Genomic DNA, 20823 nt, shown 5'->3' with positions numbered 1-20823 from the left:
CCGGGTGGTTCGTCGTTGAGCCAGGTGGAACTTCTCCCTCCGAGCTTAGGCGAACCGCGGTCCCCGGGCGCCGGTGCGGCGTTGCGTTACGCGGGCCGCTTTCCCCGACTGCGGGCCGCCCCGGTCAGATCCCCAGGGAGGCGAGGCTCTGCCGGAGCCTTTCGGCCGAGTGGTGGAGGGAGGCGCGTTCGCCCTCGTCCAGAGGCGTCTCCAGGACCGCGTGCACGCCGCCGCGACCCACGATGCTGGGCAGCGACAGGGCGATACCGTCGATCCCGTACTGCCCGCTCATCACGGTGGATACCGGCAGGACCGCGTTCTCGGAACGCAGCAGCGCCTCCACGATCCGGGCTCCCGAGAGCCCGATCGCGTAGTTCGTGGCGCCCTTGCCGGCGATCACCTTGTATGCGGCCTGCGTGACTTCGCGGGCCGTCTCGGCGAGGTAGCCGGGCGTAAACATCCGCTCGCCGCCGACCGTCCAGTCACGGATGGGCACCGGACCGATGGTCGCACCCGACCAGACCGGGAATTCGGTGTCGCCGTGTTCGCCGACCATGCTGGCGTGGACGCTGCTCACCGACACTCCCGCGGCATGGGCCAGCAGCCAGCGCAGCCGCGAGGTGTCCAGCACGGTGCCGGAAGAGAAGACTCTCGACGTCGGCAGCCCGGTGATCTTCTTCGCGGCGACGGTCAGCACGTCGCACGGATTGGTGACCAGGACGTAGACAGCGTCGGGGGCGTGCGCCAGCAGTTGCGGCAGGAGCTGTTCGAGGATCCGGACGTTGGTGCCGGCCAGGTCCAGCCGGGTCTGGCCCGGTGCCTGCTTCGCTCCGGCGGTAATAACGACGACGTCGGCGCCGTCGGTCACGCTGATGTCTCCGCCGCCGTTGACGGTCGCCGCCGCGGCGGTGAACTGGGTGCCGTGCGCCAGGTCCAGGACTTCGGCCTCGGCCTTGGTCGCGTTGACGTCGAAGATCGCGACGTGGCTGGCCGATCCGCGGATCAGGGCGGCGTAGGCCAGCGAGGTGCCGACGCTCCCGGCGCCGATGACGGCGAGTTTGGAACCGGACTGTGCGGACATGGGCATTTCCACCGTGGGCGTTCAGCCGGCCGGGGTTGCGACGGTGCCAGCCGTCTCGCCGCCGTCGATGACGAATTCGGCGCCGGTGACAAAGGAGGATTCGTCGCCGGCCAGGTACACGGCCAGGTCCGCGATCTCCGTGGGCTGGCCGATCCGGTGCAGCGGGACGTGGCCGGTGTCGAAGCTCATGCCTTCGGTCATGGGGGTCTGGATGACGCCGGGGTGCACGGAATTGACCCGGATCCCGTCCCGCCCCAGGTCCAGCGCGGCGCTTTTCGTCAGGCCCCGCACACCGAACTTCGAGGCGGTGTACCCGGCGAGGCCCTCATAACCGCGAAGTCCCGCGATCGAGGAGACGTTGATGATGGAAGCGGACCCCGCCCTGGCCAGCGCGGGGGCGGCGGCCTTGATGCCGTTGAAGACGCCGGTGAGGTTCACGTCAAGGATCCGCGCCCAGTGTTCGTGCGGATACTCGTCGATCCGGCCGAAATTCACGATGCCGGCGTTGTTGACCAGGACGCTGAGGCCGCCGAACGCGGTGACCGCCTCGTTGACTGCGGTGTCCCAATCCGCCGGCTGGGTGACGTCCAGGTGCACGAAACGGACGCGGCCGCCCAGTTCTGCGAGCAGCCGGGCGCCGTCGTCGTCCAGGACGTCGCCGACAACGACTTGCGCGCCCTCGGCCAGGAAGCGCCGCGCGATGGCTGCGCCGATGCCGCGGGCACCGCCGCTGACCAGGGCGACTTTGCCGTCCAACCGTCCCATGCTGGTTCCTTCCGAGCCTCGACCGTCAGCGCTGCCGGAGTCCGCGACGGGCCGCCGTCATCCAGCGGGCCCTCCCAGCATGGCGGCGGAAGGCGGGGTAGGGCAGGGCCGTTGTGCCCAAGGGCGGCGGCGGCAGGCGACCGCCGGCGGCGTCGTGGGTCCCCTAGAGGTGCTGAATACCGGCGCGCTGGATTGCGTCCTTATAGACCGCGACGTTCTTGGCCAGGAGTTCCTCCTGCTTGGTCGGCGACACGGCGAAAGCGCGGCCGCCCAGGGCGGTGGCCTTGTAGATCTTCACGCCCCGGTTCTTCAGCGAGGAATGGTACGTCTTCTCGAAGAGCGTCAGAAAGGCGTGGGCGTCGGCCCCGTGCGCGATGACTGCCGAAGTGCGCTTGTTGATCTTCATGAACTGGCGGAAAGGCCGCAGTCCGTCGGTTTTTTCCTGGACGTTCAGGGCGGAGGGCAGTTCGGGGTCACGAACCCAGGGGTAGGCGTTCCACGGCATTACGTAGCGCGGGTCGAGTTCGACGGCCTCATAGATGGAGGTGGCACGGCGGGCCGCCTCGTCATCGTTGAAATGGGACACGAACCCCGACTCGGTGCCGTTGCCCGGTGCGACGTGGAGAGTGACGATCCGGCACTCGTCCTCATCATGGACGGGGTCGATGTAGGGGACCACGGACCCTGGCTTCTTTTCCATCAGTTCGTCGCAGAGTTGCGTCACGGCCGCGATGTTAGGTTCCTGCAGCAGAGCCTTTTTTTCGTCCCAGTCAATCGTCACGATTTCTCCCTCAGCACTCGGCGTCCAGAATCAGGCGTCTCGCTCCACTCTACGCTTTCGGGCCGGAGGACGTTTTGCGGGCCTTTGCCGGACCCTTGGAGCACTAGGCAGGAGCCTCTGAGCCGGCGTACGCTTAAAGCGCACCTGCAGGTAACCACTGATGAAGCCGGGTCGTTCTGGACATGCAAATGTCCGAGCCGTCTCGTAGCGAGATCGCGAAGGTACCTGCAGGTCCTGTGTTTAAGGGGAGCGCAATCCGCCTGAGATTGTCCTCCTGGTCGCAGTACCGGCAAACACGGAGCCAGGGAATAGGGACCAACTTCTCAGCTGCCAGAGCAGGATCACCTCCCCCTATAGCGGCAGCCAGTTCTTCATCAGTGGTTCACGGCCGAATCGACTGTGCCAGCAGTTCACCTGCAAACGGGCGGCCGAAGTCCTAACCCCGCCGCGCCCCGGCGAAAGACTTTGTCGGAGGTCGCCTCTAGGTTGAGTAGGAAGCTCCTGGACAATCAGTAGAGGCCAAAAGTTGGGGGAACAAATGAACGCAGGATTCGCCGTCGTCGACGTCGAAACGACCGGGCTCTTTCCGGGCAGCCACCGTATTGCCGAGATCGCCGTCGTCCATGTCGAACCGGACGGAACGGTCAGCAATCGCTGGGAGACGTTGGTCAATCCGGAACGAGACCTGGGGCCGCAGCACATCCACGGCATCCGCGCCGCCGATGTGCTGGACGCCCCGGTCTTTGCAGACGTAGCCCACGACGTGATGGACCTGCTCTCGGGCCGGGTGCTGGTGGCCCATAACGTCCACTTCGACTATCGTTTCGTTTCCCACGAACTGGGGCGGGCAGGGCTTGCCCTGCCGTTCGAGGTCCATGATTGCCTGTGCACCATGAAGCTGGCGCGGCAGTACTTGCCCGGCGCTGGCCGGTCGCTCAAGGACTGCTGTGACAGCTTCGGCGTGAGCCTTGACAACGCACACTGCGCGGGCGACGACGCCGAAGCCGCCGCCCACGTGCTGGGCAACTATCTCCGGATGGATGCTGACAACCCCGATTGGTTCAGCGCCCTGGACCGCGCCTACTTCGCATCCTGGCCGACGGTTACGCCCAAGCGCGTGCCGCCGGCCCTACGCCGCGCGGCGCAGGAGCCGCGGCCGCACTTCCTGGAGCGCCTGGTGAACCGGCTGCCCGAAGTGGCCGGCCCCGACGAGCACGGCGCCTACCTGGCGATGCTGGATCGTGCGCTCATGGACCGGCAGATCTCTGCATCGGAGGCCAACGGCCTTGTGGCGCTGGCCGATGATCTGGGCATCGGCCGCAGCCCCGCACAGCAAATTCACCTCGACTACATGGCCGCGATGCTGGCGGCAGCCTGGGAAGACGGGGTCATCACCCCGGAGGAAGAAGCCAATCTCCGCGTTGTGGCCACCCTCCTGGACGTCGATCAGGAATCGGTCACTCGCTCCCTCGCGGCGCCGATCACCGGCCGCGACGGTAAGACCGGCGCGACCAGTGCGACCAGCGCGGCCCCGCAGACAGCCGTCTTGGCCGCGGGCGACAAGATCGTGCTCACCGGGGAAATGTCCCGCGACCGCGCCGACATTGAAGGAGCCCTCCGCACTGCCGGGTTTGTCCCCCACCCGGCAGTCACCAAGGCGGTCAAACTCGTGGTGGCGGCCGACCCCGACAGCCTGTCCGGCAAGGCAAACAAGGCCAGAACCTATGGCATCCCGGTGGTGGGCGAACCGTATCTGGAGAAACTGCTGCAGGGTTAGGACCATGAACTTCAACAGGCATGCCTTAGCCGCGGACGGTTTCTCCGGTTTCCGTTCCTTTGCGGCGCTTGAGTTGGCTGAGGTACCCCAGGTGCCCGGGATCTACGCCGTTTTGCTGCCGGAGGGCTTTGTTCCGCGGTTTCTGGCAAGAAGCGATGGCGGGCACTTCAAGGGCAATGATCCGTCCCTCCCCGTGACCGCATTGGCCGCCAAATGGGTTGACGGTGCCGACGTGCTTTACATCGGTAAGGCAGGCGCCGAAAAGACGGGCAGGCGCGGGCTCGCCAAGCGGATCCGGGAGTTCGCAGATTTCGGCCGGGGTGTCCCCGTGGGCCACTGGGGTGGCAGGCTCATTTGGCAGCTGGCCGAGTCGCAGTCGCTCGTGGTCGCCTGGAAAGCCCTGCCCGGGTCCGAAGTCGACGCGACGGAAGCACGTTACCACGCAGAGTTCGTCCGGAACCATGGCCGTCTTCCTTTCGCCAACCTCGTCCAGGCCCGCACGAAAGCCGACTGACCGCCGTCGTACGTGGGCGCCGGCGGCACCCAACTGACCCGCATCCGCCGCAACTGCTCACAGACCCGGGCGGACAGCTCCAGCGGGTCCCGACGTCGCCGACAATATCCCGCCGGTCACCGGTGTCCGGGTCGCCTTCACTGTGGGAGGGACCCTAGGACTGGTAGCGATTATCTGCGCGCCGTTCGTGGCCCGCGTCCAGCACGACGCCGCCAGGTAACGGGACGCTGTCGGCCGGCTGGCCGGGCAGGTTAGGCTCGCGGCATGAGGCTTCGGGGGATACTGCTGCTTGCTTTCGGTGTGGTTGCGGCCGGTTTGGTGCTGGTCGCGGTCATGGCCGGGCGCCTGCCAGGAGTGCCGGTGGTTTGCCCAGCCATCGGTTACGCCTACACGGGCCCGGTCGAGCTCGTCTTTCCCACGCAGCCGGCATCCGTGGCTGCCTGCCTCGGGGACGGCTGCACCCCTCAACCCGTGTCGGCGGGACCGGACGGAAGATGGCTGGTGCCGCAGTCTGAGCCGTACCTGACACCGCCCGTCAGCGTCACATCCATCTCCGTGGAAGCAACGGACATCTCAGGCGCTCGCATCTCCCGCGTCCTGCCGATCGAATCGGAATCGACCGGGGAGCACCCGTACGGGCCCGCTTGTGGCGGTCCCTTCCGGTTCAAGCCCGTGCAGGTGCCGCTCGGATAAGGAGCCCGACGGCAACCACACCTCAGGCCGCAGGAGCGGCGGCGGCCCTAGGTCTGCCACGCTTCAGTGCTTTGGCGAGATGCCGGAGCTCGCGCCGGTGGCGAAGTGCTGCCGTCGCCGGGTCCGCCGTTCCGGGCAGGGGTGGCGCGGTGGAGTGGTAGGTGTGGCCGGTGGGGGTGGTGAGTTGGAGGGTGTGTCTGCCGGGCCGGGGTCCTGGTCCGGTGCGGGGTTGGCTGCTCCAGCCGGGGGTTTCTTTGGTGTGGTTGCAGGCTTCGCAGAGTCCGGCGCCGTTGCCGCTGCTGGTGGTGCCGCCCTGGCGCCAGGGCACGATGTGGTCCAGGTGCCGGATCGGGGCGTCGCAGTACGGGGTCCGGCAGGTGTGGTCGCGGGCCTGGATGAAGCGGCGGAGCCCGGGTGGGAAGATCCGGGCGCGGGAGTCCATCGCGATGAGGTCGCCGGTGCCCGGGGCGGTGTAGAGCCGGCGGAGCCAGACGTTCAGGGGCTGCTCGCGCTCGGGACGGAGCAGGGTCCGGGCCCAGCCGGCGGGGATGGTGCCGTAGCCGGGGAGGCGGGCGGGTTCGCTGTCGGCCTGGAAGAGGGTGCGGTCGGTCATGACGAGCTGGATTTCGACGCTGCTGATCCCGCCGGGTGCGCCCGTGGTGCGTTCGACCAGGGCGTCGGCCATCAGTTGTCCCCGGGACCGGGTGTCTCCGGCGGACCGCAGGGTGTCGGCGTGCCGGCTGAGGGCCGCGTGCATGGCGACGCCGGCCGCGACGGGCAGCAGGGCGGTGAGGTAGCACATGGTGTCCGGGGCCGGGCGGAGGCTGACGTGGCGTTCGGTTTCGGCGTGCGCGGCGCGCTGGGTGACCGAGCGGGGGTCGCGGCGGTAGGCGGCGGCCCGGGCTGTGGCCACAAGAGCCCGGTCGCCGGCGCCGTTCAGGTTTCCGGTGTCGGCGGCGAGTTCTTCGTCGACGGCTGTCCGGTCGGCGGCGGCCAGGCAGGCGGTTTCGCGGACCAGGAGGGTGGCGCGCCATTCGTTCAGCTGCCCGGTTTCCAGCGCCGCGAGGGCGTGCGGCATTTCGGTGACGAGGGCCTTGGCGAGGCCGAGGAGCCGGCTGCCGGTGGCGGGGGATTCGCGCCGGGCCAGCGCGATCTGCGCCCCGACGCCGGTGCCGAGCTGGTCGGCGGGGATCCCGGCGTCGGCCTGTTCACGGCGCTGGGCAAGGTCGAAGGCGACGGCGAGCCGGGCCTGCAGCGCGGCTCCGGCGGACTTCAGATCTTCCAGGTTCCGAAGCAGGTCGATCAGCGCGGCGCTGTCCGCTGGCGGCCGTGCACCAGCCAGGTCACGAATCATTTCCCCGATCGCCACCATAAGCTCTGGCTTGGAAGCCACTCCGGACCCCTGCTTGTCGTCCACACTTAAAGTGTCCCCGTGACCACCGACAATTAAGGAAGCCGCAAATCGCCGGCTCCGCAGAAACGTCTTCAAACCAGTCCCGAGCCAAGGAACCCATGCCGATAAACCGTCAGTCACTCAAATCGGACGGCTTCACGGGGTTCCGGGCGCTCGGCGCGCTGGACATCAACCGGATCCCGCAGAAACCCGGCATCTTCGCCGTGTTCCTGCCTGAACGCCACGGACCGGGCAACGCCCGTCCCGAGTTCCTCGCCAAGAGCACCGCGGGCGTCTTCAAGAAGAAGGACCCGACCCTGAAGGCCGAAACGCTCGACGCCGAGTGGGTCGACGGCGCCGACGTTCTCTACCTGGGTAAGGCCGGCCCCGGCAGCAAGGGCAACCGCGGGCTGCGCCGGCAGATCCAGGAGTTCGTCGACTTCGGCGCGGGCAAGCCGCCGGGACACTGGGATGGACGGCTGATCTGGCAGCTGGCCTGCGCGAAGAAGCTGGTGATCGCCTGGAAGGAACTGCCGGTGGACCAGCTCACCTCGGCCGAAGCCGGCTACCACGCTGCGTTCGTCGAGGAGAACGGCAGGTTGCCGTTCGCCAACCTGGTCCAGGCCCGGGCCAAAGGCGCCTGACCGGCACCGACAGCTGAATGCCGCCCGTAGAGCCCGCAGCTAAAGCCCGCCCCCGTGCGTGAATCGCCCGGCCACCAGTGTCGCAGCGACCGGCATCGCGGCGAAAACCTCCTCGGATACGGTCAGCGGGTCGGCGTCGAGCACGACGACGTCGGCCGGGTCGCCGACGCTGATCCGCCGCCGCCCCCGGGCTGATGCCGCCAGCGCCTCCGGCCGGGTTAGGACCTGTTCCGGATGCCACGGCCCGCGGCCGTCCCGGCGTGCCCGGGTGGTGGCGGCGGACATCGTCGTCCACGGTTCCAGCGGCGCCACCGGGGCGTCGGAGCCGAGTGCCAGCGTGGCTCCGGCGTCGAGCAGAGAGCGCAGCGGAAAGGCCCGCTCTGTGCGGCCCGGCCAATTGGCGTCGGCGGCGTCGCGGTCATCCAATGCGTGGGCGGGCTGCACGCTGGCAGTGAGGCCCAGGGCGCCGAACCGCGCAAAGTCCTCTTGCCGGACGAACTGGGCATGCTCAACCCTGCCTCCGATCCCGGCCGCCGCGAACGCGTTCAGTGCCACCTCGTTGGCGCCGTCGCCGATGGCGTGTACCGCCGGTACGAACCCCGCGCCGCCGGCCCGGACCAGCAGTGCCGTCAGTTCGGCTTCGCTCACGGTGAGCAGCCCGCGGCCGCCGTGCGGGTACGGATCCACGCAGTAGGCCGTGCGGGTGTTCAGCGAACCGTCGATCAGGACCTTCAGCGGCCCGACCCGGAGCAGGCCGCCGCTGCCGTCCACCGGCTGGCCGCTGCGCATCCCTGCCCCGACGGCGCGGTCGAGATCCTGCGGGTAGACGGCGGCGTCAACCCGGAAGGAGTCGAACCCGCGTGCGAACCGCCGCAGCCAGGGCTCGCGGTTCCAGACCATTTCAAAGTCCACGATTCCCACGATGCCGCGTGCGGCCGCTGCCCGTCCGGCGTCGCTGACCATGGCGTCGACCGCGTCGTCCGGGAGGCGCCCCAGTTCGCGGGTCAGGTCAAACGCCGGATCCTCGCGGAGCAGCCCGTCCGCCCCCACTCTCACGCCGTAGCGCGTGGCGGCGGCGCTGTTGAGCCATACGCAGTGCAGATCATGGCTGATCAGCACCGTCGGGACACCGCCGGCGGCGCCGTCGAGCAGTTCCAGACCGGGCAGGTCCCCCCAGACGGCGTCCCGGAACCCCACGCCCACCAGGGTTGGGCCGTCGGGTTGGTGTTTGCCTGCTCGGGCGGCCACGGCCGCAGCGGCCTCCCGCGCGGATGAGGCGCCGGATAAGTCAATCCGTCCCGCGGACAGGGCCCACTGGGTCATGTGGACATGCTCGTCCCACAACCCTGGGATGACGACGCGGCCCTCGAAGTCCACCACCCGCGCGCCTCGCTGCGCCGCCGCCATGCAGGCGGCTGAATCCGACGGCACAATCTGCGCAACGACGCCCGACGTAATGAAAATGTCACAAAGCCGGCCTTGGCCGGGCTGCTGGACCGAAGAGAGCACGACGTCCGGCGGGGCGGGAAAAGTGGCGGTTTTCGGCATAGGGACAGGCTAGAGCCGGGTTTTGCGGCCAGCAACTTTCATCACACGTGCCACTGCACCCCCGCGAGTCCCTTGCCCGGAGGCCTCCCCTCACGTGCAAGGGGGCTTAAGCCCCCTTGTCCGGGACCGACGGCGAAGCCATTGTGGAGTTGGGGCGGTTCCTGCACGGCAATTGGGGGAGAACCGCCCCCTACAAGTAGCGGTCTCACTAGGACCTGGAGTGGGGAAATGGCGGTTGCACTTTCCAGCTTGGGTAGGAAAGGCAGGACATAGGCCACGATGAGTATTCCATCCTTGATCTCAGTAAACCCTCCACGACGTCAGCTTCCCCCGCATACGCAGCCCCGCGTCGACATTTCAGGCGGGCGCTGATGCCACAGAGTAATTTGCGCCATTGGAATCACGCCAGCCGCGCCCGGTCGTTCCACGCCCACCCCTCCCACGGCGATCCCCGGATCAAAGTCGTCATCCGGATCGACCCCATCGGAGAGTGCGCCCGCGTGGAAGCGCGGGGCGTCGTCACCACCGAGAACATCCGCGCGCTGTATGTCGTTTGCCGCCGCGTCGCCACCAAGCTCGCCGGCTATGAACTCGTTGTGGATCTCGCTCATGCCCGGGTCACCGCGGCGGCCCTTGAGGAGCTCCGGGAACATGCCAGCCGGGCCATCGTGTCGTCCGGCATCGATACATCGGTCATGCCTTGCCGCCTGCGGATCGTCGATCCGCCGGTGATCCTTCGAACAAGGGAACTTGCATGAAAGCTCTCGTGTATGGCGGTCCGGACCAGAAGTCGTGGACGGAGGTCCCCGATCCGAAGATCCAAAATCCGAGCGACGTGATCGTCAAGGTGGACACCACCACCATCTGCGGCACAGATCTGCACATCCTGAAGGGCGACGTGCCGGCTGTCACCAAGGGCAGGATTCTCGGCCATGAAGGCGTCGGAACCATCACGGAGATCGGGTCGTCCGTGACCGGTCTCAAGGTGGGGGACCGAGTTATCATTTCCTGCATCAAGTCCTGCGGGCACTGCGCCAACTGCAAGACGGGTCTCTACTCGCACTGCATGGGTGAGGAGGGGCAACCGGGAATCGGCTGGGTGTTCGGCCACTTGATCGACGGCACCCAGGCCGAATATGTCCGTGTCCCCTACGCCGAAAATTCGCTGCACCTGCTGCCGGAGGGTGTAAGCGACGAGCGTGCCGTGATGCTGTCCGACATCCTCCCCACGGGGTTTGAGATCGGTGTGCAATATGGTCGGGTCAAGCCCGGCGATACCGTGGCCGTGATCGGCGCGGGCCCGGTCGGGCTTGCCGCGATTGCCACGGCAGGACTTTACGGCGCCGCCACCATCATCGCCGTCGACCTTGACGCGAACCGGCTGGAAAAATCCCGTGAGTTCGGAGCCACCGACGTCGTGCTCTCGGGCGACGCCGACTGGAAGGACCAGGTTCTCGCCCGCACCGACGGGCAGGGAGTAGACGTGGCCATCGAGGCGGTCGGCATCCCGGCCACGTTCAGCATGTGTACCCAGATCGTCCGCCCCGGCGGCAACGTGGCCAACGTGGGAGTGCACGGCAAGTCGGTGGAACTGCACGTGGAAGACCTTTGGATCCGGAACATCAACATCAGCATGGGCCTGGTCAACGCCAACACCACCCCGATGTTGCTCAAGCTGGTCGCGCAGCACAAGGTGCCGGCCGAGAAGTTCGCGACGCACCATTTCACGTTCGACCAGTTCCTGGACGCTTACGACACCTTTGCCCGAGCCGCCGAAACGAAGGCACTGAAAGTGGTGATCAGCGCATGAGGGCCTGCCAGACAGCACCGGGGGCGTCGCTGCGGGAGGTGCCGGAAGGGCCATGAGACCGGGCCGGATCGTCATGCTGGTGCTCGGCACGCTCGCTGCGTTGCTGGGCCTGGGACTCCTGGCCGGCGCCGCCTTCACCGGCTGGGCCAACTATCAACAGCGGGACGGCGGCTTCTTCACCACACCGTCCGAGCGTTACATGGTGGACTCTTACGCCCTGACGTCACCGCGGCTAAACGTCATGATCGACGCCGGCCCCTCCGGCGTGGACCCGGCCGCGCTGGCGGGCAGCGTGTTGCTGCGGGGTTCCGCTGCGAACTCCGCGCAGCAGATCTTCATCGGCATCGCACCGCAGGCGGATGTGGCCGCGTATCTCAGCGACGTCAAACACTCCGAACTCACCGAGGTCCACTTTTCACCCTTCCGGGTCCAATACCGTGACGTTACCGGCACGACACCGCCCGCCCGGCCCGCCGACCAGAAATTCTGGACAGCGTCGGCCACCGGTCCCGGCACCCAGGAACTCAGATGGGACCTCCGCTCCGGGAACTGGGCCGTGGTGATCATGAACGCCGATGCCAGCAGCCCGGTGTCGGTAGACCTGCGCGGCGGTGCTCGCTCCGAACTGCTCTGGCCGGTCTTCCTCGGGCTGCTGATCGGCGGCGTGGTGCTGTTGGCCGTCGGCGTCCCGCTGATCGTGGCCGGTGCCGTGGGCCTGGGCCGCGGCGGGCCGCCGCAGGGACCGGGCCAGCAACCGCAACCGGGACAGCCGTACCCAGGGACGCCGGCCGCTGGCCCCGCTCCCAGCCCTTACCGCGGCGGCCCGCCTTCCGGCCCGCCGTACGTCAAGGCACAGGCACAGGCGCCGCCCGGTTCCCTGGCCGCCGCCGCCCCGCCCGGCGGCTACGTCTATCCGGCGCGGCTCAGCGGCTATCTGGACCCGCAGCTGTCCCGCTGGCTCTGGCTGGTCAAATGGTTCCTGGCCATCCCGCACTTCATTGTGCTGTTCTTCCTGTGGTTCGCATTCGTGGTCACCACCATCGTGGCAGGGTTCGCGATCCTGTTCACCGGCCGCTATCCGCGCTCGCTGTTCAACTTCAACGTCGGCGTGATCCGCTGGAACTGGCGGGTGGCCTTCTATTCCTACTCGGCCCTCGGGACGGACCAGTACCCGCCCTTCACGCTGGCCCGCGGCGGCTATCCGGCGGATTTCGACGTCGACTACCCGGAAAAGCTCTCGCACGGACTGGTGCTGGTGAAGTCCTGGCTGCTGGCCATCCCGCACCTGCTGATCATCGGCATCCTCACCGGGACCACGCGCGGCTGGGGCGCCGACGGGTACCGGGCGGACGGCCAGTGGATCCAGCAGAATGCCGGCATCTCCTTGATCGGGCTGCTGGTGCTCATTGCCGGCGTCATCCTGCTCTTCACCGGCCGGTATTGGCCCGGCCTGTTCGACCTGCTGCTGGGTCTGAACCGCTGGATCTACCGCGTCGTCGCGTACGTGGCCCTGATGCGGGATGAGTACCCGCCGTTCCACCTGGACCTGGGACCGACCGACCCGGGCGACCGCCAGCGGGTCCCGAGCGATGGACCGCCGGCAGCCCCCGGCTTTGGCCAGCAGGACTCCGCTGGGAATCCGCAGCTGCCGCCGGGCTTCTACGGCATCGGCGGTCCGTCCGCGTCAGTGCCGCCGGAGCAGGCACCGCCTCCGCCCTGACCCGGGGCCGGTTCCCCCTTGCCACCTGCCCCCGGCGAGAACATAGTGGAGGGAATTTACCACCCGCGGCGGGAGGCAGGACCGATGCAGACAAACCAAGCACCCACCGGCGGCCTGCTGCAAGGCAAGACAGCCCTGGTCTACGGAGCGGGCGGTGAGATCGGCGGCGCAGTGGCACAGGCCTTTGCCGCCGAGGGAGCCGCCGTGTACCTCGCGGGCCGGACCGAAGCGCCGCTGGAAAAGGTGGCACGCGCTATCCGGGAGAAGGGCGGGAAGGCGGAGACCGCCGTCGTCGACGCCCTGAACGAGGACCAGGTAAACGCCTTCGTCGGCGCCGTGGCGAAAAAGACCAAACGGATCGACATTTCCTTCAACCTCATTTCGTTGGGCGAGGTCCAGCGCCCGCTGCTGGAGATCGACGTTGACGACTTCACCCGGCCGATCACCGTCGCCGCCCGCACCCACTTCCTGACCACCCGGGCTGCCGCGGGCTACATGGTCAAGCAAAAGTCCGGAGTCGTTCTGATGTTCGGCGGTTCCGGACCACAGACCCTGGCCGGGCTCGGAGGCTTTAAAGTGGCACTGGACGCCATGGAGGGCCAGCGGCGCCAGTGGGCCCTCGAGCTGGGCAAATCCGGCGTCCGGGTCATCACCCTGGTCTCCGGCGGCATCATTGAGACAATTCCCTGGCAGGTGCCGGAACGTGAGGAGATCGTGAAGGCAATCGCGGCGTCCGCCCACCTGAACCGCACCGCCACCCTGCTGGACGTGGGCAACGCGGCTAGCTTCATCGCCTCGGACAAGGCCGGAGCCATCACCGACGCCACCATCAACCTTTCCAGCGGCGCGATCGTCGACTACTAGGGGCTGCCCGGACCGGGCTGCCAGCCATACCGCGGAAACAGCCAACGGGGGACAATAGCAGGAACGGGTGCCGGACCGGCGCCCCAGGAGTCGCCGGTGGGAGGCAGATCGATGCGAAAAAGTCCGCCGCAGCGCGCGTTCCGGCCACGGCTTGCGGTGCCGGGCCTGATGCTGTGCGTGCTCACGCTGCCGGCGGCGGCCGGTGCACGAGAACCCCACGCCGCGGCTCCCTCGGCCCGGGTGGTAGTTGTCGGGGACTCACTCAGCACCGGCCACGGCACTTCGCCGCAACAGGCATGGCCCGCACTGCTGGGCACCGACCCGCTGCTCGCCGGAGTCCGGGTGGTGAACGCCGCGGAAAACGGCAGTGGCTACGTCCAGCCAGGCGATCTCGATGGCACCTTCGGGACCCAGGTGGACCAGTTTGTCACCGCGCAGACGGGGATCGTCGTCTTTTTCGGCTCCGAAAACGACCTCGGCTACACTCCTGCCGCCGTCGGAGACGCCGCCTCCGCCGCGATCAGCCACGCCGAGGCCCTGGCCCCGTCGGCGAAGATCATCGTGGTCGGACCGCCGTCGTACTCGGGCGACCCAGGGGCAGGGCTGCTGGGCATCCGGGCGCAGCTCAAGTCCGCCGCGCAGGGCGCCGGCGCCGCGTTCGTCGACCCGATCGCGGAGGGCTGGATCAGCGACGACGCGGAGGACCTGATCGGCCCCGACGGCGACCATCCCACCGTCGCCGGGCAACACTACCTCCAGGCGCGGATCGCCGCCGTCATCGAGCAGGCCTCGCCCGGGCCCGTCGCCGAGCCGGGCAGGGCCGCCGAGTGAGCACCTGGCGGGCAGGCAGCCGGGGCACCGGGTTCCGGCCTTGCTCCAAGCAAGAGCGGTTATCCTGAGCCGATGCCGCCCCTCGACGTCGTTCTTACCTCCTGGCGGGCCGACTGGACCGCGCTCGCCGCCATTGTCAGCTCCGGCGTGCTGTACGCGATCGCGCTGAAGGCGGCGGCCGGCAAGGGACGCCGCTGGCCCCTGTGGCGCACGCTCGCCTTCTACCTCCTCGGCCTTGGCTCGCTGACCGTGCTTACCTGCGGATTTCCGGGCGTGTACAGCGCCCAGCTCCGCTGGGCGTTCACCCTGAAGATCGCGCTGATGCTATTCGTGGTGCCGCTTCTGATCGGGCTGGGGAAGCCCCTCTCCCTGGCCCGGGCGGCACTGTCCGCGGCAGGGGGTGCCCGCCTTGACCGCGTGTTGGCATATCGACTGGTCCGGCTGATCAGTAACTCGATGGTGGCACCGCTGCTGGGGCTGGCGCTTTTCTCCACCTTCCTTACGCCCGCGTTTTACACCCTGCGCGCAGAGCCGCTGGCGGAGGCACTCCTGACCGTCGGGATACCGCTGCTGGGCCTGCTGATGGCGCTCCCGATCATTGAAGAGGAAGACTTTCGCCGCTCCAGTACGTTCATCACCCTGGAGATTCTCTTCGTTTTCATCGAGTTGCTTATTGACGCGGTCCCAGGCATTCTCCTGCGCCTGAACGGCCAGGTCCTGGACCACGTCACCGGACGGTCTGCCGTGCCGTGGTTCCCGGATCCCTTACGCGACCAGCAACTGGCCGGTGACCTCCTGTGGTTCATCTGCGAAATCGTCGACCTGCCCCTGATTATCTTGATGTTCATGCGCTTTTCCCGGAGTGACAAGCGCGAAGCGCGCAGTTTCGATGAGCTGACCGACGAACAACTCGACGCCCTCAATGCCGAGCACCTGCGGCGCGGCCGCTGACCCCGGCGGTACCCGGCCGGACCCTTTGGCGCCTAGACGATATGAAGTGTGGTGGTTGCCTGACGTAGGACTGGAACCTCGGGTTCAAAGAGGTTCGTGGGTTGCCAGTCAGGCCACTGTTCCGCGCCGAAGCGCGGGGGGTGTGGACTGGTAGAGCCACATTTGAACGTCTGGAGGTTCCAGCCATGAATAAGCGTACTTATGTCGGTTTGGATGTCCATGCGCGCAGCGTGAAGGGCTGCGCGATTAACCATGAAACGGGCGAGATCCTGAGGCAGAGCCTGGCCGCCAGCGATGCCGGGATCGCCGAGTGGGTTTCCGGATTGCCGGGGCCGGTCCTCGTTGTTTATGAGGCAGGCCCAACCGGATTCGGTTTGGCCCGGCTGTTGGTCGATGCAGGGGTCGAGTGCCTTGTGGCTGCGCCCTCGAAGCTTCAAAGGCCGTCCGGGGACCGGGTGAAGACCGACGCGCGCGATGCCGAGCATCTGGCCCGGTTGGCACTGCTCGGACAGATTACGCCCGTGCGGGTTCCTGGCCGAGCGGATGAAGCGGCGCGTGATCTGGTGCGCGCCCGCGAGGACGTCCGTGCGGACCTGATGAGGGCCAGGCACCGGATCTCGAAGCTGCTGCTCCGCCACGGGCTGGTGTATTCCGGCGGCCATGCCTGGACCGGCGCCCACCACACCTGGCTGCACCGGCAACGATTTGACGATCCGGCCCTGCAGGCCGCCTACGAGGCAAGCCTGGAGACCGCGGAACTGACGCTGGACCGCAGAAACCGTCTGGACTCCAAGATCACCGAGCTGGCGGCAACCGACCGGTATGCCCCGGTGGTGCGGGCCCTGATGTGTCTGCGCGGCATCTCGGTGCTCACCGCCGTCGGCCTCGCAGTGGAAATCGGTGACTGGAACCGCTTCACCGGCAACACCATCGGCGCCTATCTGGGCCTGGTTCCCTCGGAACATTCCTCCGGCGCTTCCCGGTCCCAAGGCGGGATCACCAAGACCGGCAACACCCATGCCCGCCGCCTGCTGGTCGAGGCCGCCTGGCACCACCGCCGGCCCTACACTCACGTCAGCCAAGAGATGCGTTCCCGCTGGGACATCGCGGATGAAGCGTCCCGGGTCCGCGGCCATCAGGGCAACCACCGGCTGCACCGCAAGTGGGAGCAGTTCGAGGCCCGGCACAAACGCCGGGTCATCGCGAACGTCGCCGTAGCCCGGGAACTGGCTGGCTGGTGCTGGTCCCTCGCCGCCCCGATCCAACAGGAACAGCCATGGACGGATGAATAGACGTGTGCCGTTCCCGACCCGGCCTGGATGGCTCGGCAGCGTGGAGGAGACCCGCGATACACCTATGGACAACCGGCCAATCACCCGGTGACGCCCGACATTGCTAGACCAGCGGCACCCCTCCAGCCGAACACCTCGTCCTGCGGTAACCAACCCGCGCATATCAGCATGACAGCGCCTCACGTCGATCACGACGCGCCAGCCAACCGGAGACCACGCAGGGAACGGACACAAAAGAGCGGTCCAGGACAAACCAGCCCTGGACCGCTCACCCTTGCCCTCTTGACAAGGAACGCCTACATATCAGGTGTATTGACCACGGACGTTAGGAACACCGGCGTGGTTGGGTGACAAAAAGAAGACCTCCGAGTGGAGTTGGGCTTGTCGAGAGTCCAGTTCACAAGGAGGTCTTCAATGTCCCATGCTAACGCGATCCTCACGCCTAAGGGCAGGCTCCGGCTGGCCAGATGCATCGTTGATGACGGATGGCCGCTGCGGCGGGCGGCTGAACGGTTCCAGGTCTCGGTCACGACCGCATCGCGGTGGGCCGGCCGCTACCGCGACCATGGTGAGGCCGGCATGCAGGATGCCTCGAGTAGGCCCCGAACCTCGCCGCGACGGACCTGCCCCCGGCGGGAACGGCGGATCATTGCGATCAGAGTCAACCGCCGGTGGGGCCCGGCGCGGATCGGTTACCTGCTGGGGATCCACCCGTCCACCGTGCACCGGGTGCTCTCGAGGTTCGGGCTGGCCAGGCTGTCCTGGCTGGACCGTGCCACCGGCCGGGTGATCCGCCGCTACGAGCACGAGGGCCCCGGGGACCTGGTCCACGTGGACATCAAGAAGCTCGGGCGGATCCCGGACGGAGGCGGTCACCGGAGCGTGGGCAGGGCCGCTGGCAGGCGGAACAAGACCGGCACGGCGGCGAACCGGAGACCTGGCTACGCGTTCTTGCACAACGCCGTTGATGACCATTCCCGGCTGGCCTATACCGAGATCCTGGCCGATGAAAAGAAGGAAACCGCGGCCGGGTTCTGGGAACGCGCCAACGCCTACTTCGAGTCCTGCGGGATTACCGTGAAACGGGTATTGACGGACAACGGCTCCTGCTACCGCTCCTACGCGTTCAAAGACGCCTTGGGTCCGGATATCACGCACAAACGGACCCGCCCCTACCGTCCGCAGACCAACGGCAAAGTCGAGCGCTACAACCGCACCATGCTGGACGAGTGGGCCTACGCCAAACCCTACGGATCAGAATCAGAGCGTGTTGCCGCTTTCAGCGATTGGCTCCATCACTACAATCATCACCGAGGCCACACTTCACTCAAGGGTCAACCACCCGCCAGCCGCGTCACCAACCTCTCAGGTCAATACACCTGATATGTAGGCGTTCCTTGTCAAGAGGGCAAGGGTGAGCGGTCCAGGGCTGGTTTGTCCTGGACCGCTCTTTTGTGTCCGTTCCCTGCGTGGTCTCCGGTTGGCTGGCGCGTCGTGATCGACGTGAGGCGCTGTCATGCTGATATGCGCGGGTTGGTTACCGCAGGACGAGGTGTTCGGCTGGAGGGGTGCCGCTGGTCTAGCAATGTCGGGCGTCACCGGGTGATTGGCCGGTTGTCCATAGGTGTATCGCGGGTCTCCTCCACGCTGCCGAGCCATCCAGGCCGGGTCGGGAACGGCACACGTCTATTCATCCGTCCATGGCTGTTCCTGTTGGATCGGGGCGGCGAGGGACCAGCACCAGCCAGCCAGTTCCCGGGCTACGGCGACGTTCGCGATGACCCGGCGTTTGTGCCGGGCCTCGAACTGCTCCCACTTGCGGTGCAGCCGGTGGTTGCCCTGATGGCCGCGGACCCGGGACGCTTCATCCGCGATGTCCCAGCGGGAACGCATCTCTTGGCTGACGTGAGTGTAGGGCCGGCGGTGGTGCCAGGCGGCCTCGACCAGCAGGCGGCGGGCATGGGTGTTGCCGGTCTTGGTGATCCCGCCTTGGGACCGGGAAGCGCCGGAGGAATGTTCCGAGGGAACCAGGCCCAGATAGGCGCCGATGGTGTTGCCGGTGAAGCGGTTCCAGTCACCGATTTCCACTGCGAGGCCGACGGCGGTGAGCACCGAGATGCCGCGCAGACACATCAGGGCCCGCACCACCGGGGCATACCGGTCGGTTGCCGCCAGCTCGGTGATCTTGGAGTCCAGACGGTTTCTGCGGTCCAGCGTCAGTTCCGCGGTCTCCAGGCTTGCCTCGTAGGCGGCCTGCAGGGCCGGATCGTCAAATCGTTGCCGGTGCAGCCAGGTGTGGTGGGCGCCGGTCCAGGCATGGCCGCCGGAATACACCAGCCCGTGGCGGAGCAGCAGCTTCGAGATCCGGTGCCTGGCCCTCATCAGGTCCGCACGGACGTCCTCGCGGGCGCGCACCAGATCACGCGCCGCTTCATCCGCTCGGCCAGGAACCCGCACGGGCGTAATCTGTCCGAGCAGTGCCAACCGGGCCAGATGCTCGGCATCGCGCGCGTCGGTCTTCACCCGGTCCCCGGACGGCCTTTGAAGCTTCGAGGGCGCAGCCACAAGGCACTCGACCCCTGCATCGACCAACAGCCGGGCCAAACCGAATCCGGTTGGGCCTGCCTCATAAACAACGAGGACCGGCCCCGGCAATCCGGAAACCCACTCGGCGATCCCGGCATCGCTGGCGGCCAGGCTCTGCCTCAGGATCTCGCCCGTTTCATGGTTAATCGCGCAGCCCTTCACGCTGCGCGCATGGACATCCAAACCGACATAAGTACGCTTATTCATGGCTGGAACCTCCAGACGTTCAAATGTGGCTCTACCAGTCCACACCCCCCGCGCTTCGGCGCGGAACAGTGGCCTGACTGGCAACCCACGAACCTCTTTGAACCCGAGGTTCCAGTCCTACGTCAGGCAACCACCACACTTCATATCGTCTAGGCGGGGTTTCTCCTAGGCAGCGCTTTCCACGGTGACCTGGATCCGCTGCACCACGTTGTTGCCCATGCCCTGGTAATTCCAGACCGGTTCAAGCGGCTGGGTGGCGCCGCCGGCGTCCGTGGCCCGGCACGACAGTTCGTGGTCCCCCGGATCCGCCACCCACGGCATCGACCAGGCGGACCAGGCGAATGGCGCCGCCGGCTGGTCCAGCTGCGCCGGCGCCCATTTACCGTCGATCCCTACCTCGACCCGACGGACAGCGCCCTGGCCGGACCAGGCCCGCCCGGTCAGCATCACCGGACCCGCGGGCAGGAAGCGCCTGCGGCTGAAGAAGTCCGGGACGCCCGGCGGGACCATCAGCGAACGCACCTTCATCCAGGTGACCGGAGTGCCGGCGTCGTCCGCATCCTGCTGGTAGCGGTACGCGACGGACTGCTGAAAACCGTCGAACGGCCGGGTCAACACCTTGATTGAGGAGAGCCACTTGACGCTCGCCATCCCATACCAGCCGGGCACCACGAGCCGCAGCGGGTAGCCGTGCTGGGGCGGCAGGTCAACGCCGTTCATCCGGTACGCCAGCACGACGTCGGGGCGCAGCGCCTCCGCGATCGGCAGGCTGCGCGCGTAGTGCTGATGGATCCCGCCCTGGATCCCGGCGTCCGCCCCGGTGAACGAGACATCCACCGCGTCGTCTTCCACGCCGGCCCGGGCCAGCAGGTATGCCAGCGGGACCCCGGTCCAGACGGCCGTGCCGACACCCTCCAGCGTCCAGGGTTGGCTCAGCGGCCGCGGGTCCAGCAGGGAGCGGCCGTTGCCGGCGCACTCCAGCGTGACCGGAACGCTGATGCTCGGCGCCCGGCGCAGCGCCCTGAGGTTCAGTTCCAGCGACTGCCGGACGGCCCCGCCTAGCCTCAGGTGCCAGCTCTCCCCGTCGATGGCCGGGATGTCGAAGTGGTCCAGGAGGTAATGCAGTCCCGGTGGGGTCACGTCGTGCCGCAGAGCCTCGAGTGGCATCGAATGATTCCGTACCGCCAGCTGCAACTCTTCGGCGGTAAGCGGGCCGTGGCTGGGCTCGGCAGGGTGCGGACCCGGTGTGGGTGCTGGCAGGCTCGCGGTCAGGCCCGGCGGGCCGGCCGGGGTGTGCACGGAAAGTTGATTGGGAAGTTGTTCGGTCATTGGACTGCGATTCTGTGTGACGCCTGGCTTTAGCTCT

The 20823-nt window shown here is 67.4% G+C and carries 18 protein-coding genes; 11 read left to right on the top strand and 7 right to left on the bottom strand.

Features of this window, described 5'->3' with window-relative positions:
* Positions 1–124: 124 nt before the first annotated feature.
* From AC3ANP_RS04420 to AC3ANP_RS04410, 3 genes are all read right to left on the bottom strand, one after another.
* Positions 125–1081, bottom strand: a complete 957-nt coding sequence (locus AC3ANP_RS04420; protein WP_488332132.1) for an L-lactate dehydrogenase — start codon at positions 1079–1081, stop codon at positions 125–127.
* A gap of 21 nt (positions 1082–1102) precedes the next feature.
* The gene (locus AC3ANP_RS04415; protein WP_488332131.1) at positions 1103–1846 is read right to left on the bottom strand and encodes a glucose 1-dehydrogenase; all 744 of its coding nucleotides are present in this window, start codon (positions 1844–1846) and stop codon (positions 1103–1105) included.
* A 163-nt stretch (positions 1847–2009) separates the two neighbouring features.
* A complete protein-coding gene (locus AC3ANP_RS04410) occupies positions 2010–2627 on the bottom strand; it encodes a uracil-DNA glycosylase family protein (RefSeq protein WP_488332130.1) in 618 nt (205 codons plus the stop codon).
* A 538-nt stretch (positions 2628–3165) separates the two neighbouring features.
* On the opposite strand from AC3ANP_RS04410, the gene AC3ANP_RS04405 reads away from it, so the two are divergent.
* Positions 3166–4404, top strand: coding sequence for an exonuclease domain-containing protein (locus AC3ANP_RS04405; RefSeq protein ID WP_488332129.1), 1239 nt, complete (start codon positions 3166–3168; stop codon positions 4402–4404).
* A 4-nt stretch (positions 4405–4408) separates the two neighbouring features.
* The gene (locus AC3ANP_RS04400) at positions 4409–4918 is read left to right on the top strand and encodes a hypothetical protein (RefSeq protein ID WP_488332128.1); all 510 of its coding nucleotides are present in this window, start codon (positions 4409–4411) and stop codon (positions 4916–4918) included.
* 715 nt (positions 4919–5633) lie between these two features.
* Here AC3ANP_RS04400 and AC3ANP_RS04395 read toward each other — a convergent pair.
* The gene (locus AC3ANP_RS04395; RefSeq protein WP_488332970.1) at positions 5634–6983 is read right to left on the bottom strand and encodes an HNH endonuclease; all 1350 of its coding nucleotides are present in this window, start codon (positions 6981–6983) and stop codon (positions 5634–5636) included.
* A gap of 140 nt (positions 6984–7123) precedes the next feature.
* Here AC3ANP_RS04395 and AC3ANP_RS04390 point away from each other — a divergent pair, with 140 nt between their 5' ends.
* The gene (locus tag AC3ANP_RS04390; protein WP_488332127.1) at positions 7124–7648 is read left to right on the top strand and encodes a hypothetical protein; all 525 of its coding nucleotides are present in this window, start codon (positions 7124–7126) and stop codon (positions 7646–7648) included.
* Between the two features lie 39 nt (positions 7649–7687).
* Here AC3ANP_RS04390 and AC3ANP_RS04385 read toward each other — a convergent pair whose 3' ends face one another.
* Positions 7688–9196, bottom strand: a complete 1509-nt coding sequence (locus AC3ANP_RS04385) for an amidohydrolase (protein WP_488332126.1) — start codon at positions 9194–9196, stop codon at positions 7688–7690.
* Between the two features lie 371 nt (positions 9197–9567).
* Between AC3ANP_RS04385 and AC3ANP_RS04380 the strand changes: the two genes are divergently transcribed.
* The 8 genes from AC3ANP_RS04380 to AC3ANP_RS04345 all read left to right on the top strand — a co-directional run bounded on the left by AC3ANP_RS04380 (position 9568) and on the right by AC3ANP_RS04345 (position 18047).
* The gene (locus AC3ANP_RS04380) at positions 9568–9954 is read left to right on the top strand and encodes a hypothetical protein (protein ID WP_488332125.1); all 387 of its coding nucleotides are present in this window, start codon (positions 9568–9570) and stop codon (positions 9952–9954) included.
* Entirely contained in the window at positions 9951–11006 is a 1056-nt protein-coding gene (locus AC3ANP_RS04375; protein ID WP_488332124.1) for a zinc-dependent alcohol dehydrogenase family protein, read from the top strand. The genes AC3ANP_RS04380 and AC3ANP_RS04375 overlap by 4 nt, the downstream gene beginning before the upstream one ends.
* 52 nt (positions 11007–11058) lie before the next feature.
* The gene (locus AC3ANP_RS04370; protein ID WP_488332123.1) at positions 11059–12726 is read left to right on the top strand and encodes a DUF4389 domain-containing protein; all 1668 of its coding nucleotides are present in this window, start codon (positions 11059–11061) and stop codon (positions 12724–12726) included.
* A gap of 84 nt (positions 12727–12810) precedes the next feature.
* A complete protein-coding gene (locus AC3ANP_RS04365) occupies positions 12811–13590 on the top strand; it encodes an SDR family NAD(P)-dependent oxidoreductase (protein ID WP_488332122.1) in 780 nt (259 codons plus the stop codon).
* A 111-nt stretch (positions 13591–13701) separates the two neighbouring features.
* Complete coding sequence (locus tag AC3ANP_RS04360) at positions 13702–14421, top strand: SGNH/GDSL hydrolase family protein (protein ID WP_488332121.1); 720 nt, start codon at positions 13702–13704, stop codon at positions 14419–14421.
* Between the two features lie 72 nt (positions 14422–14493).
* Positions 14494–15372, top strand: coding sequence for a cytochrome c oxidase assembly protein (locus tag AC3ANP_RS04355; protein WP_488332120.1), 879 nt, complete (start codon positions 14494–14496; stop codon positions 15370–15372).
* A gap of 185 nt (positions 15373–15557) precedes the next feature.
* A complete protein-coding gene (locus AC3ANP_RS04350; protein WP_488332118.1) occupies positions 15558–16664 on the top strand; it encodes an IS110 family RNA-guided transposase in 1107 nt (368 codons plus the stop codon).
* A 414-nt stretch (positions 16665–17078) separates the two neighbouring features.
* Positions 17079–18047 (top strand): IS481 family transposase, encoded by a 969-nt coding sequence (locus tag AC3ANP_RS04345; protein WP_488332119.1) that lies wholly within the window; start codon positions 17079–17081, stop codon positions 18045–18047.
* Between the two features lie 303 nt (positions 18048–18350).
* On the opposite strand, the gene AC3ANP_RS04340 is transcribed toward AC3ANP_RS04345, so the two are convergent.
* Together AC3ANP_RS04340 and AC3ANP_RS04335 are read right to left on the bottom strand one after the other, a co-directional pair.
* Entirely contained in the window at positions 18351–19457 is a 1107-nt protein-coding gene (locus AC3ANP_RS04340; RefSeq protein WP_488332118.1) for an IS110 family RNA-guided transposase, read from the bottom strand.
* Positions 19458–19622: 165 nt separating this feature from the next.
* On the bottom strand, positions 19623–20786 hold the full coding sequence (locus tag AC3ANP_RS04335) for a sulfite oxidase (RefSeq protein WP_488332117.1): 1164 nt from the start codon (positions 20784–20786) through the stop codon (positions 19623–19625).
* Between the last annotated feature and the right edge of the window lie 37 nt (positions 20787–20823).

It is taken from the genome of Arthrobacter sp. JB02-1C (assembly GCF_057748045.1).
This window is presented reverse-complemented; position numbering and strand designations above follow the sequence as displayed.